This is a genomic window from Pectobacterium polonicum (assembly GCF_005497185.1).
Taxonomy (GTDB): Bacteria; Pseudomonadota; Gammaproteobacteria; order Enterobacterales; family Enterobacteriaceae; genus Pectobacterium; species Pectobacterium polonicum.
On record NZ_RJTN01000003.1, the window covers coordinates 16,606 to 30,066 of the forward strand.

13 protein-coding genes are annotated in these 13,461 nt (G+C 49.6%); 7 read left to right on the top strand and 6 right to left on the bottom strand.

Going from position 1 to position 13,461, the window contains the following annotated elements; all coding sequences use genetic code 11:
* Positions 1-98: 98 nt before the first annotated feature.
* From EDI29_RS04735 to EDI29_RS04745, 3 genes are all read right to left on the bottom strand, one after another.
* Positions 99-1,256 carry a glycerate kinase gene (locus EDI29_RS04735; protein ID WP_206664357.1) on the bottom strand — a complete coding sequence of 386 codons (1,158 nt, stop codon included), beginning with the start codon at positions 1,254-1,256 and terminating at the stop codon, positions 99-101.
* 12 nt (positions 1,257-1,268) lie between these two features.
* A complete protein-coding gene (locus tag EDI29_RS04740; RefSeq protein WP_137739951.1) occupies positions 1,269-2,573 on the bottom strand; it encodes a GntP family permease in 1,305 nt (434 codons plus the stop codon).
* 388 nt (positions 2,574-2,961) lie between these two features.
* Positions 2,962-3,543, bottom strand: coding sequence for a helix-turn-helix domain-containing protein (locus EDI29_RS04745; RefSeq protein ID WP_241664891.1), 582 nt, complete (start codon positions 3,541-3,543; stop codon positions 2,962-2,964).
* A 150-nt stretch (positions 3,544-3,693) separates the two neighbouring features.
* On the opposite strand from EDI29_RS04745, the gene EDI29_RS04750 reads away from it, so the two are divergent.
* Entirely contained in the window at positions 3,694-4,653 is a 960-nt protein-coding gene (locus EDI29_RS04750) for a DMT family transporter (protein ID WP_137739953.1), read from the top strand.
* On the opposite strand, the gene lysA is transcribed toward EDI29_RS04750, so the two are convergent.
* Positions 4,650-5,912, bottom strand: coding sequence for a diaminopimelate decarboxylase (lysA, locus tag EDI29_RS04755; RefSeq protein WP_137739954.1), 1,263 nt, complete (start codon positions 5,910-5,912; stop codon positions 4,650-4,652). The genes EDI29_RS04750 and lysA overlap by 4 nt on opposite strands.
* Before the next feature lie 120 nt (positions 5,913-6,032).
* Between lysA and EDI29_RS04760 the strand changes: the two genes are divergently transcribed.
* A complete protein-coding gene (locus EDI29_RS04760; RefSeq protein ID WP_137740173.1) occupies positions 6,033-6,956 on the top strand; it encodes a LysR family transcriptional regulator in 924 nt (307 codons plus the stop codon).
* Between the two features lie 13 nt (positions 6,957-6,969).
* Here the strand turns inward: EDI29_RS04760 and EDI29_RS04765 are convergent, their stop codons facing one another.
* Positions 6,970-7,887: a LysR family transcriptional regulator gene (locus EDI29_RS04765; protein ID WP_137739955.1), complete on the bottom strand. Its 918-nt coding sequence runs from the start codon at positions 7,885-7,887 to the stop codon at positions 6,970-6,972.
* 108 nt (positions 7,888-7,995) lie between these two features.
* Here EDI29_RS04765 and EDI29_RS04770 point away from each other — a divergent pair, with 108 nt between their 5' ends.
* From EDI29_RS04770 to EDI29_RS04780, 3 genes are all read left to right on the top strand, one after another.
* The gene (locus tag EDI29_RS04770) at positions 7,996-8,877 is read left to right on the top strand and encodes an MBL fold metallo-hydrolase (RefSeq protein ID WP_137739956.1); all 882 of its coding nucleotides are present in this window, start codon (positions 7,996-7,998) and stop codon (positions 8,875-8,877) included.
* On the top strand, positions 8,865-9,521 hold the full coding sequence (locus EDI29_RS04775) for a DsbA family protein (RefSeq protein WP_137739957.1): 657 nt from the start codon (positions 8,865-8,867) through the stop codon (positions 9,519-9,521). Before EDI29_RS04770 ends, EDI29_RS04775 begins: the two co-directional genes overlap by 13 nt.
* Positions 9,522-9,779: 258 nt before the next feature.
* Positions 9,780-10,478, top strand: coding sequence for a tetratricopeptide repeat protein (locus EDI29_RS04780; RefSeq protein ID WP_167494479.1), 699 nt, complete (start codon positions 9,780-9,782; stop codon positions 10,476-10,478).
* Positions 10,479-10,662: 184 nt separating this feature from the next.
* On the opposite strand, the gene EDI29_RS04785 is transcribed toward EDI29_RS04780, so the two are convergent.
* Complete coding sequence (locus EDI29_RS04785) at positions 10,663-11,043, bottom strand: hypothetical protein (RefSeq protein WP_137739959.1); 381 nt, start codon at positions 11,041-11,043, stop codon at positions 10,663-10,665.
* A gap of 383 nt (positions 11,044-11,426) precedes the next feature.
* Between EDI29_RS04785 and EDI29_RS04790 the strand changes: the two genes are divergently transcribed.
* The gene (locus tag EDI29_RS04790; protein WP_137739960.1) at positions 11,427-12,206 is read left to right on the top strand and encodes an ATP-grasp domain-containing protein; all 780 of its coding nucleotides are present in this window, start codon (positions 11,427-11,429) and stop codon (positions 12,204-12,206) included.
* A gap of 181 nt (positions 12,207-12,387) precedes the next feature.
* Positions 12,388-13,410 (top strand): tRNA dihydrouridine(20/20a) synthase DusA, encoded by a 1,023-nt coding sequence (dusA, locus tag EDI29_RS04795; RefSeq protein ID WP_137739961.1) that lies wholly within the window; start codon positions 12,388-12,390, stop codon positions 13,408-13,410.
* The last annotated feature ends 51 nt before the right edge of the window (positions 13,411-13,461 follow it).

A 13,461-nucleotide genomic window follows, 5' to 3' on the forward strand; every position in this document is an offset into this window, starting at 1 on the left:
TTTCTTCCTGTTTTTATTCTAAAAAACGATGCCATGTATCTCTCCGGCATACAAAAATGGCAAGCAATCCTCTGCAAGAATAATGTCGAAAATATGGACTAATGATGGATAGAGGTCGCCTTAATTAACCGTCCAATATTTTCACAGGCGCGCTCCATATTTAACGCCCCTTCTTTTAATAAACCATCGATACTTTTTGCATGGGGAATAATACCGAAGATGGCATCAATACCTTCCTGATAGAGATCTTCAACACCGCTCCCTACACAGCCAGATACCGCAATCACCGGGACGCTATTTTCCTTCGCCGTTCTTGCCACGCCGTAGGGAGTTTTACCAAATTTGGTCTGGCTATCAATGCGCCCTTCCCCCGTAAAACAGAAATCGGCTTCAGACAATTTTTCCCTCAGCCCGCTGTACTCAATCACAATCTCAATGCCTTTTTGCAGCGTGCAATCGGTAAACGCCATCAGGCCTGCGCCCAATCCCCCTGCCGCTCCCGCGCCGGGCTGGCTGGCAATATCTTTACCCAACTGCGCTTTAATAAGATTGGCATAGTGAGACAGATTGCCGTCGAGCATACTCACCATTTCTGGTGTTGCTCCCTTTTGCGGCCCAAAAATATGTGAGGCACCATTTTCACCACAAAGTGGGTTAGTCACATCACACGCCACCAGAATATCGATGTTAGCCAGACGTTCATCAATGCCTGAAATATCAATATGATGCAGTCTTCCTAAGGCTCCACCACCACGGCTTAACCGTTCACCGGCCTCATCATAGAATTTCACACCCAGTGCTTCTGCCATCCCTGCGCCACCGTCATTCGTTGCGCTACCACCGATGCCCAGAATGATCTTTTTGATCCCCTTATCCAGACAGGCACGAATCAACTGACCGGTGCCGTAAGTCGTCGTGATCAAAGGGTTTTTGGTGTCCTGATTAACATGGTGAATACCGCTGGCAGAGGCCATTTCAATCACGGCAATGTCACCGTCGCCCATCACACCATAGGTTGCTTCAACCAGCTCGCCCAATGGACCCACCACCGTTTGCTGGAAAATCTGGCCCTGTGTCGCATCAATCAATGATTGCACGGTGCCTTCACCGCCATCTGCCATGGGTACGTGAATATACGTCGCTTCAGGGAATATCTTTTTCAGACCTTTTTCCATGGCAATACACACTTCTTTTGCCGTCATGCTTTCCTTGAAGGAGTCCGGTGCCAAAACAAACGTTTCCTTTTTCATGCTCATTATCTCGCTACCTTATAAAACAAAACCGTACAAAACCGTTGAGACAATGGCCATCGTCCCCCCTACCAGCGCCTCATAAGGAATTAAGGCCATACGTTGCCGAATGCTCATATTCATGCTTTGTGCTGTGACGTGGAAATAATTACCCTGCGGCAGAGAGTCAATCACGGTAGCACCAGTATGAACCATGACGGCAGAGGCAATAGGAGGAGCGCCAATATGCGAAATAGCATCGCCAAATGTTCCTGTCGCTAAAATAACGCCAGTGGATGTTGATGCCGTGGCAGCAGCCATCAAAATACCCGATATCGGTGCCAGGAAGGTGCCAGAAATACCAAGAACATTAATTAATGCGACAACCTGTATCGATAAATTTGAAGCGGCAATTAACCCAGCAATCGCACCTGCACCAATTAAAATCAGCACGGTAGCGGTCATTTTCTCCAAACCGGACGCCGTATAAGCCAACATTTTATGTTGTTGCCCCATCGCGACCAAACCAATAAATCCCGCCAGCGGCAATACATACATCGCATCAAGTTTAAAAGAAGAGAGCAGGCTAATATGCAAAATAGAACCAATAGGATTAAGCATCAGCAGAACAACGGCAACCAACGGTGCCACAATCGCTTTGCCAAGCGTCGGATAGGCCTTTTCACTGGCTGTGGCTGACAAGGCATTCGCTTCGTGTTCGCTGACCTTGACACCTTTGTTTTTCAGTAACGTAGCGACAATCACAGCCATTACCATGCCGCAAACCGCAGGAATAAAGCCGGCAATCATCACATCACTCAAGCTCAGATGAAACCCATTCGCGGCGGCAATAGTATTCGGATTAGGTGAAATAATATTGCCCGCTTTTCCGCCACCAGACAGTGCCAATAACAATGCCAATTTTGACACGCCCATTTTATTCCCAACAGACAGCGCGATCGGTGCAACAATTAACACGGCAACGGGAATAAATACGCCAACGGAAGTAATAATCATCGTCGCCAACGTCAGCGCTAAAATGGCTTTCCCTTCTCCCATTTTCCTTACGATTGCCTGAGCAATCGTTTCTGCGGCTCCAGACTCCATCATCACACCCGCTAAAACACCAGCCGCCAATACACGGATAACGGTTCCCATTACACTTTGTGTGCCGGAGGTTAATAATGAAATGGTTTGGTCTAAATTGGCACCGCCAATCATCGCACCAATGATGGCACCAAAAAACAAAGAATAGACGGGGTTAACCTTTCTGAGAATAAGAAATATAGCAATAAACAAACCTATTAAAGCCCCATACCAGCCAAGGGGTTCCATTGCATGCATAATTAAACCTCTTCTTGTTTTTTATAAAAAATAGACAGCAGGGTACGAATACAAATCTTTTTCCTGGCAGATTTGTATTAAATGATGTTTTTAATTTTATTAACGATTAATAAATAATAACGTTAAAACCTCGTCCTATTAATATTTCACGATAGTTATTCTATGCTTTCCTAATAAATCGACCTATGTGTCCAGACACGAAAAAAATGGGCATTTGAATAAAAAAAACTGTGTCAGAGAACAAGATAGCGAGAGGTTTATCACATTGTGATTTGGCTACAGCAGAAACGAGGGTTCGTCAGGAAGAAGCAAAAGGCGTAGAAGACCAGCGCGAGAAGGAAGCTGTATGCTAATCCAAACAGCCTCCTGACATGACTGGCGCACGTTACTAGCCATGTTCAATCAACATCACCGCACTCGTATCCGCTTCCAGCGCATCAAACAGATGCGGGACATCTGCCGAATAGCTGATGTAATCCCCCGCGCTCAGTTCAACAGGCTGTGTGACAGGCCCGATTCTGGCGCGGCCACGGCTCAGGATCACATGTTCAATTGTCCCCGGCTTGTGTGGCTGGGAGACTCTGGCCTCCCCCGGCTGCACGCTAAGCCGATAGATGTCACGCTGTGCGCCAACTGGGCACGCGGCCAATAGCGTCGCCGCATAGTTGGCCTGCTCCGAATAGGTTGCCGTACCTTCATGGGCTCGAATCACCTGAACATGCTGGCGAGACTGTCCGATCAGTTGGCTTACCTGCACATCTAGCGCCATTGCCAATGCCCAGAGCGTTTCCAGGCTCGGGTTACCGATTCCACTTTCCAACTGTGAAAGGGTTGATTTTGCTAGCCCCGCACGTTTTGCCAGTTCGGTCACTGACAGGTTCAACCGTTCACGCTCACGCCGAATAGAGACGGCCAGCCGCGCGATAGGCGTGACCATCTGTGAACCATTTTCCTGATTATCGATTGTCATACTGTTCACCATAACGACCATATGTTCGACTTGACGAACATATGGTTAATGTTCATTATTTCGTCCTGATGTTCATTATAAAAAACTTTATTCGATATAAAAGCATTCTCTTCACTCAGATGCTTTCCACTCTCATAGGCTGGAAAAAAAATGACACCTCAGACGCGTGGCACAATAGAAATGGCGATTGCCATGGTCATTTCCGGTACGGTTGGCTGGTTCGTTTTGACAACAGGACAACCCGCCATGACCGTGGTGTTCTGGCGCTGCGCATTCGGCGCATTGACGATGCTGATCGTGTGCGGGTTATTGGGATTACTGCGACGGGACGTCATTAATAAGAAGCAGGCTGGCATTGCCATACTCGGCGGGCTGGCGCTGGTGTTCAATTGGACGCTGCTGTTTGGCGCGTATACACACGCGTCTATCGCCATCGCCACGGTGGTTTATCATACGCAGCCCTTTATGCTCGTGGGGCTAGGCACGATCTTTTTCAGGGAAACACTGACCCTCAACAAAGTCTGCTGGCTACTGTGCGCTTTTTGCGGCATCGTCCTGATCGTCAGCGCGCAAACAGGTGCTGACAGCGCTGACAAAGGCTATCTGTCTGGCGTACTGATGGCATTGAGCGCTGCGTTCTTCTACGCCGTAGCGGCTGCGATAACGAAAAAGCTCTCGGGGCTTCCGCCACATGTGCTCGTACTGATACAGCTGCTGGTTGGCGTCGTTATCCTTGCGCCCTTCACGGCAATGCCTGCTTCTCCTACGGCTTCACAGTGGGGAATGCTTGTCGCGATTGGTGTGATCCATACCGGTCTGATGTCGACGCTGTTGTACAGCGCGATCCAAAAAATCCCGACCGCACTGGTTGGTGCGCTATCGTTTATCTATCCGGTCATTGCCGCTCTGGTAGACTGGGCAGCCTTTGGGCATCGGCTAGACGCGATGCAGCTTGCGGGCGCCGTCGCGATTCTGCTGTCCGCCGCCGGGATGACGTTCGGCTGGCATATCAGGTTCAACCGACAAAGGGATAACCGGCGTCATGATGCACCACGTTCAGGGGAAAAACAGGACGCCTTTCCCCCGACACAGCCAAACAATGTCGATTAAAGCACTTCCAGCGCCAGCAGCTCTTCCAGGCTCTGACGGCGGCGAATCAAGCGCGGTTCGCCATTTTCAAACAGCACTTCCGGCAGCAGCGGGCGGCTGTTGTAGTTAGAGGACATGGATGCACCGTACGCGCCGGTGTCATGGAATACCAGATAGTCGCCAACCTGCGCATCTGGCAATGGGAAGGTTTCTACGCCGCCTCCCGCCTGTTGGGTAAACACATCACCAGATTCACACAGCGGCCCCGCAATCACGCTGTCGCGCAACGCAGACTGGCTGATATCGCGGCCGTCGCCCGACAACAGAGAAACATGGTGATAGCTGCCGTACATCGCCGGACGCATCAAATCGTTAAACCCGGCATCGACCAGCACAAAGTGACGGCTGCCCATGGATTTTATCGCACGGACTTCCGCTACCAGCACGCCGGATTCCGCGACCAGAAAACGCCCTGGCTCAATTTCCAGCGTGACCGGATGGCCGAGATGCGCAGCAATTGTCTCCCGTGCCGCATTCCACAGCCCGTAATAGTGTTCGGTATCAATCGCTTCTTCGCCGTGGCGGTAGGGAATCGACAGCCCGCCGCCCGCTGAAATCGCCTCAATATCCTGACCCAGCTCAACGACCTGACGAACCATCGCCTCGCACACCTGCTCCAGATGGCCGTAATCCACGCCGGAGCCAATGTGCATGTGAATCCCCACCAGCTTTAACTGGTAGCGCTGAATGTGTTCCAACGCCAGCGGCAAATCGCCGTACCAGATACCGTGCTTGCTGTTCTCGCCGCCGGTATTGGTTTTCTGGCTATGGCCATGACCAAACCCCGGATTCACACGCAGCCATACCGGATGCCCCGGCGACTGCTGCCCAAGCTGTTCTAGCATATCCACCGAACCCGCGTTCACCGGGATATTCAGTTCGGCAATGCGTTGCAGCGTCGGGCGATCCAGCAGATCGGCAGTAAATACGATCTCATGGGCGTCAGTACCCGGCACAAACCCCGCCACCAGCGCACGCTCAATTTCCCCCAGCGATACCGAATCGACTTTCACCCCTTGTTCGCGCATCAGGCGCAAAATATGCGTGTTAGAACACGCCTTCTGCGCGAAGCGAATCGTATCGAACTGACGCAACTGGGCAATACGGTTAATGATGGTCTGCGCATCATAAGCCCACACCGGGCAGCCAAAACGAGCAGGCAGTTCACGCAGGCTTTGCGCGTTCAGAGCATGTGTTACGTCATTCAGATCGTTAGGCATAAATAGTTACCGATTTACAGGGTTAAACGTGGTTGAGGATCACTATAAAAATTACCCAATGGGTAAACAAATATCGTTTTAAGCAGACTCTATTCATCTATGATATGGGTAGAGGGGAACATAATGGCAATATCCTTACGACACATCGAGATTTTCCATGCGGTTATGACGACCGGGAATCTGACGGAAGCGGCAGCGCTGCTAAATACGTCACAGCCGACCGTCAGCCGTGAGTTAGCGCGCTTTGAGAAACTGGTTCAGATGACACTGTTTGAGCGGCTACGCGGCAGGCTTTACCCCACCGCTCAGGGGCTAGAGTTATTTGAAGAAGTGCAACGCTCTTACTATGGACTAGAACGGATCATCAACGCCGCCCGCGATATTCGCCGTTTTCAGCAGGCTCAGCTTTCCATTGCCTGCCTGCCCGTGTTCTCACAATCGCTACTGCCTGACGTCTGCAAGCCGTTGCTGGCACGCTATCCGCTGCTTAATCTGCACATCATTCCGCAGGAATCGCCGCTGCTGGAAGAGTGGCTATCCGCGCAGCGCCATGATTTAGGGTTAACGGAAAACAGCTTCACGCCAGCCGGTACAGAGCGGCAAACGCTGATGTTATTAAATGAAGTATGCGTGCTGCCTGCCGAACATCCACTGGCACAAAAAGCGGTGCTCACACCGCAGGATTTTGCTCATCAACCCTTTATTAGCCTGTCGAGCGCCGACAGCTATCGTCAGTTGCTGGACAAACTGTTTCAGGAACAGGGTGTGTCACGCCGGATGGCGCTGGAAACCCACAGTGCTGCATCGGTGTGTGCGATGGTGCGGGCAGGCATTGGGCTGTCCATCGTCAACCCGCTAACCGCCTTGGATTATGCGGCCTCCGGCGTGGTCGTGCGGCCTTTCAGTATCGATGTCCCCTTTACCGTCAGCCTGATCCGCCCGTTGCACCGCCCAGCGTCGGCACTCGTCGATACCGTCATTGAACAACTCAAGCAGTACGCCGCAAGCGTGCCTGCACGTCTGGAACAGGCCTTACAACCGTAGCGCTCGGTTCGCTCTACATCACCCTCTGTGTCAGCGTTCGCCAGCGCGGATCGTGGGCAAACCACTCCACCAGGAAATCTAACAGAGTACGCAACGCAGCGGGCATCTGGCGGCGCGAGGTGTAAATACCGTAAATGCCCATCGCCTGCGGGAGATATTCTGGCAGCAGCGCGACCAACTGTCCGCTGGCGAGATAAGGTGTTACAGAATAGCGTGGTTGCAGCGCAATCCCCGCGCCTTCCAGCGCACCTGACAGCAGCACAAGCGATTCATTGCCGCTCAGGTTCCCGCTAACGGGAATCGTAAATTTTTCATCATCGCGGGAAAAATGCCACAGGCTTTTGCCAAAATAGGTGTAGGTCAGGCAGTTATGAATTGACAGATCGGTAAGTAGACGTGGAATACCATGCTCATTCAAATAAGAAGGTGACGCACACAATACCGACTCGCAGCTTGCCAGAGGGCGCGCAATCAAATTGGGATCGAGCTCGTTGGTGATACGCAACGCCAGATCGATACGCTCCTCGACCAGATTCACTGGCCGGTTATTCATTTGCAGATCGATAGCGACCCGAGGATGGTGCCGTAGAAAAGTCGTTATCGCCATGCCGAGCGCCCCTTGCGCCAGCGACTGCGAACAGCTGAGGCGTAGCAGGCCGCTTAACATGGCATTGTTTGTATCAGCCTCGACGCGCATATCCGCCGTCAGCGCCAGCATCTCCCGACAGCGCGCCAGCGTTTTTTCTCCCGCATCCGTCAGGCTCAGCTTGCGCGTGGTGCGATGCAATAACCGCGCGCCTGCCCACGCCTCCATCTCTGCCAGATAGCGCGTTACCATCGCTCGGGACATATCCAGCGTCTCTGCCGCTGCAATCATGCTGCCGCGGTCTATAATAGTGACAAACACTTCCGCAGCCGTAATGCGATCCATAGATTAGTCCGTTATACGCAACAAACAATTGCCGTTTTTGCGGTTTTTCGTACGATTAATGCAACATAACATAAGCCCATGTTTTGTCATAACCTGTGGAGTATCACCATGTCTAAATCTATCGCTTTTACCGTATCTTTACTCGCTGCATCACTGGGTCTGGCTTCAGCGGCCAACGCCGCCGAGTTAAAAATCGACGTATTTAATCCAGGCGAAGCCAGTGTATTCCCGGTTTCTTCTGAGATTATCAGCGGCGATAAAGAAGTTGCTCTGATTGATGCACAGTTCCAGCGTAACGATGCTCAAACGCTGGTTGATCGCATCAAAGCCACTGGCAAGAAACTGACTACCGTGTATATCAGCCATTCCGACCCTGACTATTACTTCGGTCTGGATGTGATTAAAGCCGCGTTCCCAGACGCTAAAATCATTGCAACCCAAGCCACCATTGATGCCATTAACGCAAGCAAAGACGGCAAAGTGGCGCACTGGGGTCCGGTTCTGAAAGAAAACGCACCGAAAGAGATCGTTGTTCCTCAACCATTGGCAGGCGATAGCTTTACCGTTGATGGTCAGAAACTGGAAGTGAAAGGACTGAAAGGGCCAACGCCGGATCGCACGTTCGTTTGGATTCCTTCTCTGAAAGCCGTTGTCGGTGGTATTCCGGTCTCTGCCAACATCCACGTCTGGCTTGCCGATACCCAAACGCCGGAATCTCGCGTTCACTGGCGTGAAACGTTGAAATCCATTGAAGCGCTGAAACCGACCACCGTCGTACCAGGTCACTTCATTGCGCCAACAGATTACACCCTGAAAAATGTGACGTTCACACTGCAATATTTGGATACGGTGGAAAAAGAGCTGGCGAAAAGCAAAAATTCTGCCGAACTGATCGCCGCAATGAAGAAACACTACCCGACGCTGAAAGAAGAATCTGGTCTTGAACTGAGCGCACAAGTTCTGAAAGGTGAGATGAAGTGGCCGCAGTAAGACTGCATTATATTTACGATCCCTTGTGCGGCTGGTGCTACGGCGCCGCCCCACTCGCGCTGGCTGCGCAGGAGATTGACGGACTGGATCTGATCCTCCACGGCGGTGGGATGATGACCGGCAGCAATAGCCGGACCATCACCCCAGAGTGGCACGATTATGTGATTCCTCACGATCGCCGTATTGCGCAGTTAACGGGGCAGACCTTCGGGGAAGATTATTATGAAGGGCTGCTGCGCGATACCAGCGTCGTGCTGGATTCTGCGCCACCGACGGCGGCTATACTGGCTGCGGAAGCCATGGACGACAAAGGCATGGCGATGCTGTACCAGATTGAGCAAGCACATTACGTTTCCGGGCTCAAGATCGTCGATACCCCCGTGCTGCGTCAATGTGCAGAAGCGATCGGCCTGGATGGCGATGCCTTCTGCACGGAATTGGCGTTTATTCGAGCAGAAACACTGTCACGGCATATCAACGCCAGCCGTGAACTTCTGGCGAAAGTACGTGGACAAGGCTTCCCCACTTTTGCACTGGAAGATGCCAACGGGAATTTCCAGCAAATCCCTGCGGCAAACTACCTCGGTCAGGTAGAAGCGTGGCGTCGCATGCTCATACAGATGGTCAACCACGCTACCGCATAATCACAGCGTCCCACCTTCCTCAAGGGAGCAAGCCAATAGCCTGCTCCCTTTCCTTTTTCGTTCTCAATACCGTCCTATATCATTTTAAATTAGCAGGTTATCCCGCTAAAATATCCTTCATAGCTAATCAGCTCACTACTGCGGGCGCGATTCATCGGTATCGCGGATATGGCCGTTGGAAACAGATTGCCCTTGAGCCGTTATTTTTATTCGTTGCGCCTTATCAGCGCTTTTTTATTAAAATGTGAAGGATTACACATGAAATTTATCTCGTTATTTTTTGCCACCGTACTCTTATTTTCGTTGTCCACGGCATACGCCACAGCCGACGACATTGAGAACAAGCCCCTCGCAGAAATACAGCAGCTTGCGAATGAGGGGAATGCAGATGCCCAATTGGAACTGGCCGATAGATACTATGAGGGAAATGGGGTAGAAGAAAATGACGAGCAGGCAAAAATCTGGTACATGAAAGCAGCGGAGCAAGGCAACGCCGATGCGCAATATGAACTTGGTGTCATGTATTTTGACGAACAAGAGTCAGCCAAAGCGATTCCGTGGTTTAAAAAAGCCGCGGCTCAAGGCAATGCTGATGCACAATTCCAACTCGGTACGATGTATATCAATGGATTTGGTACAGCGTCAAACTACAAGACTGCATTTGAATACATAAAAGACGCGGCGGAGAATAATCTGCCAATGGCACAATTTGTGCTATCGGGTCTGTACATCGAGGGAATAGGGGTTAAGAAAAATGACTCACAAGCTTATTTCTGGTTCTCCATATTCCAGCGCAGTGAAAAAGACCGGGAATTAACTGAAATACCAGAAATAAAAAAAGCCCTTCAGGATATTGAGAAAAAAACGCAACAAACTGAAAAAAACATGTCGCAAAGCGAACTTCAGGAATCCAAACGGTTACAGGATGCCTTTATGAGTAAACATAACCATCAATAATCCCCCAGAGTCGCCGTTCCGTTCACGAGGTCACTCAGGTGGCCTTTTTTAACATTATGATTTACTTTATATGGAAACCATCCATAGATGAATGGCTATTTAATTTTAGCATAAAAAAAGCCTCGACGAATCTGTCGAGGCATAGTGAAAACCCACGTTAATGACGGATTATAATATTTTTATATCAGTCAACTTGACGGGTAAAAACAACATCTTCAAATGAAAAACGCTGTTGCCCACCACTAATCGTAGTATATGAACGGCTGCCGCTTAACGTAATTTGTTGAGGGGTATCCGTTGATGTTCCAACCCAATAGTCACGAATGACATAGTTGTAACCACCAATATTATTACGATAGGTACATGCAACACCTAAATTAATCGTGGCCCGACCAGCGGTATAAAGCCATGACCCAGAGAAAGACTCGCCTTGATAAGTGTATTCACCTACAGGTGTATCTTTTGCGGTGAATGTCCCGGTAAATGTTGCTCCTGCAAAATCAGGATCGGTAATGACGAGTGTGTGTTTACCATCTTCACTAGAATACGTTCCGGCTTCTAACATGATTAACCTCTCTATATTGAATCATTGGTAAGATAAAGCCCTGTTGCATCCCGGAATAAACCGAACATGACATATTAGCCAGCAAGCAACTAAATGTAATGTGAGATACACAGTGCACCGAGAGTGTATGAGGAAAAGTGGAAATAACTTATTAAACTGTTTTATAACCTAATCATGTTAACGCCAGCATCCAATCCACTTCATGGGTCTGACGCAAGCGATACCTTTCGGCTCGGCATATTCAGCAGATTACCGCTAGTATTCCGATTGGTTCTCAGGTTATTTCTCGGAAAAAACCTGGCTAACTAGCAACTGATTATTTTCAATAAATGTGATAAATTATTTAAAACTTAAAAATCACATTTTCATTTCAAGAGTATTACATGAACATAATTTACCCCAGTGATTACTTTGATACCGCCAAAGTGGATGAGATGTTTGAGACAGAGTATAACTGTGCGAGAGAAAGTGGTTTATCGTGTGTATTGTTATCAACCCAACATGCATCAAACGGGAAATATCGATTTTCAACGAAAATTGAACCGAATACCCCCGTAATTTGGCGAGGTTGGATGCTAAAAGCAGAAGAATATGAAAGGTTGAGCGCTGCCGCGAACCACAATGGTGGTAACATGCTCATATCATTAGATAACTACCTCTCATGCCATTATATTACGGGATGGTATAAATCATGCGAAAAATATACGCCAAAGACCGTTTTCTTAAAAGAAAATGATGACATAGAACAGATTACTAACCAGTTAAAATGGCCTTCTTATTTCGTTAAAGACTATGTTAAATCGCTAACCACTTCCAGAGGTTCTATTGCCAACAGTGCTGAGGAAATCCAGGAAGTCATAGCGTCTATTAAAAAATTTCGTGGTGAAATTGAAGGCGGACTTAGCCTAAGGCAGGTTGAGAACATTGTAAAAACCAGCGAACGCCGGTATTTTTCGTTTAAAAATAAAGTATATTCCTCTAATGGTATTGTTCCCGACATTGTTATTGAAATAGCACAACGCATAAGCTCTCCCTTTTTCTCCATTGATATGGTTGAAAATGCTTCGGGTGAACTTCGCCTTATAGAAATTGGTGATGGGCAAGTCTCTGATACTAAAGAATGGGACGTCGCAGCCTTTATTAAAATATTCCTTAATGCTTAGTGAATAGAGCCGTGATTCATCTTTATTGAGATAACGTTATCGCGAACTGGCGATGTATTTTCCCTGATTCAGGGTAAGATAACTATCAGTCACGGCTTTTCCCCTGTGCTACAATCCCGCGCCAGCAAAGGTAACCTCAGACAACACCGCCAAAAACACACGAAACGATGACTGACAAACCATGACCGACGTAAAATCAGGTAAAAACAACGCGGTATCAGCCGATTCCCGCGTCTCTCATCTTAACCGCTTCTCCATTGCGCCGATGCTCGACTGGACCGATCGTCATTGCCGTTACTTCCTTCGCCAACTCACTGGCCAAACGCTGCTGTATACGGAAATGGTAACAACCGGTGCAATTCTTCATGGCAAAGGCGACTATCTCGCCTATAGCGAAGAAGAACACCCATTGGCGCTGCAACTCGGTGGTAGCGACCCTACTGCGTTGGCTCAATGCGCCAAACTGGCAGAGCAGCGCGGCTACGATGAGGTCAATCTGAACGTCGGTTGCCCGTCCGACCGTGTACAAAATGGCCGTTTCGGTGCCTGCTTGATGGGCGAAGCCGAGCTGGTAGCAGACTGCATCAAGGCAATGAAAGACAGCACATCAATCCCGATTACGGTGAAAACCCGCATCGGCATTGACGATCAAGACAGCTATGAATTCCTGTGCGAGTTTATCCAAACCGTTGCTGGGCGCGGCGAGTGCGATACTTTCATCATCCACGCGCGCAAAGCCTGGCTTTCGGGCCTTAGCCCGAAAGAGAATCGGGAAATTCCACCGCTGGATTATCCGCGCGTTTACCAGCTCAAGCGCGATTTCCCGACGCTCACCATCGCCATCAATGGCGGCGTCAAAACGCTGGAAGAAGCCAAAACCCACTTACAGCATCTGGACGGCGTGATGATGGGGCGTGAGGCTTACCAGAATCCCGGTATTCTGGCGCAGGTCGACCGTGAGCTATTTGGCATTGATGCCACCACGCCGGACTTGGCTGGCGTGGTACGAGCCATGTATCCCTATATCGAGCGCGAACTCTCTGGCGGTGCGTCATTAGGCCACATTACACGCCATATGCTCGGCATGTTTCAGGGCATCACCGGTGCGCGTCAGTGGCGACGCTACCTCAGCGAAAATGCTCACAAACCCGGTGCCGACGCTGCGGTAGTAGAACGTGCGCTGACGCTAGTTAATCTGGTTTAAAAAATACTAACTATTAGTATTTTCCATCAATACTCTTTCATTTCTCTTCCT

Coding starts and splice junctions, on each gene's coding strand:
- EDI29_RS04735 (WP_206664357.1), bottom strand. CDS start 1,256: ATGAGCATGAAAAAGGAAACGTTTGTTTTGGCACCGGACTCCTTCAAG.
- EDI29_RS04740 (WP_137739951.1), bottom strand. CDS start 2,573: ATGCATGCAATGGAACCCCTTGGCTGGTATGGGGCTTTAATAGGTTTG.
- EDI29_RS04745 (WP_241664891.1), bottom strand. CDS start 3,543: ATGACAATCGATAATCAGGAAAATGGTTCACAGATGGTCACGCCTATC.
- EDI29_RS04750 (WP_137739953.1), top strand. CDS start 3,694: ATGACACCTCAGACGCGTGGCACAATAGAAATGGCGATTGCCATGGTC.
- lysA (WP_137739954.1), bottom strand. CDS start 5,912: ATGCCTAACGATCTGAATGACGTAACACATGCTCTGAACGCGCAAAGC.
- EDI29_RS04765 (WP_137739955.1), bottom strand. CDS start 7,887: ATGGATCGCATTACGGCTGCGGAAGTGTTTGTCACTATTATAGACCGC.
- EDI29_RS04770 (WP_137739956.1), top strand. CDS start 7,996: ATGTCTAAATCTATCGCTTTTACCGTATCTTTACTCGCTGCATCACTG.
- EDI29_RS04780 (WP_167494479.1), top strand. CDS start 9,780: ATGAAATTTATCTCGTTATTTTTTGCCACCGTACTCTTATTTTCGTTG.
- EDI29_RS04785 (WP_137739959.1), bottom strand. CDS start 11,043: ATGTTAGAAGCCGGAACGTATTCTAGTGAAGATGGTAAACACACACTC.
- EDI29_RS04790 (WP_137739960.1), top strand. CDS start 11,427: ATGAACATAATTTACCCCAGTGATTACTTTGATACCGCCAAAGTGGAT.
- dusA (WP_137739961.1), top strand. CDS start 12,388: ATGACCGACGTAAAATCAGGTAAAAACAACGCGGTATCAGCCGATTCC.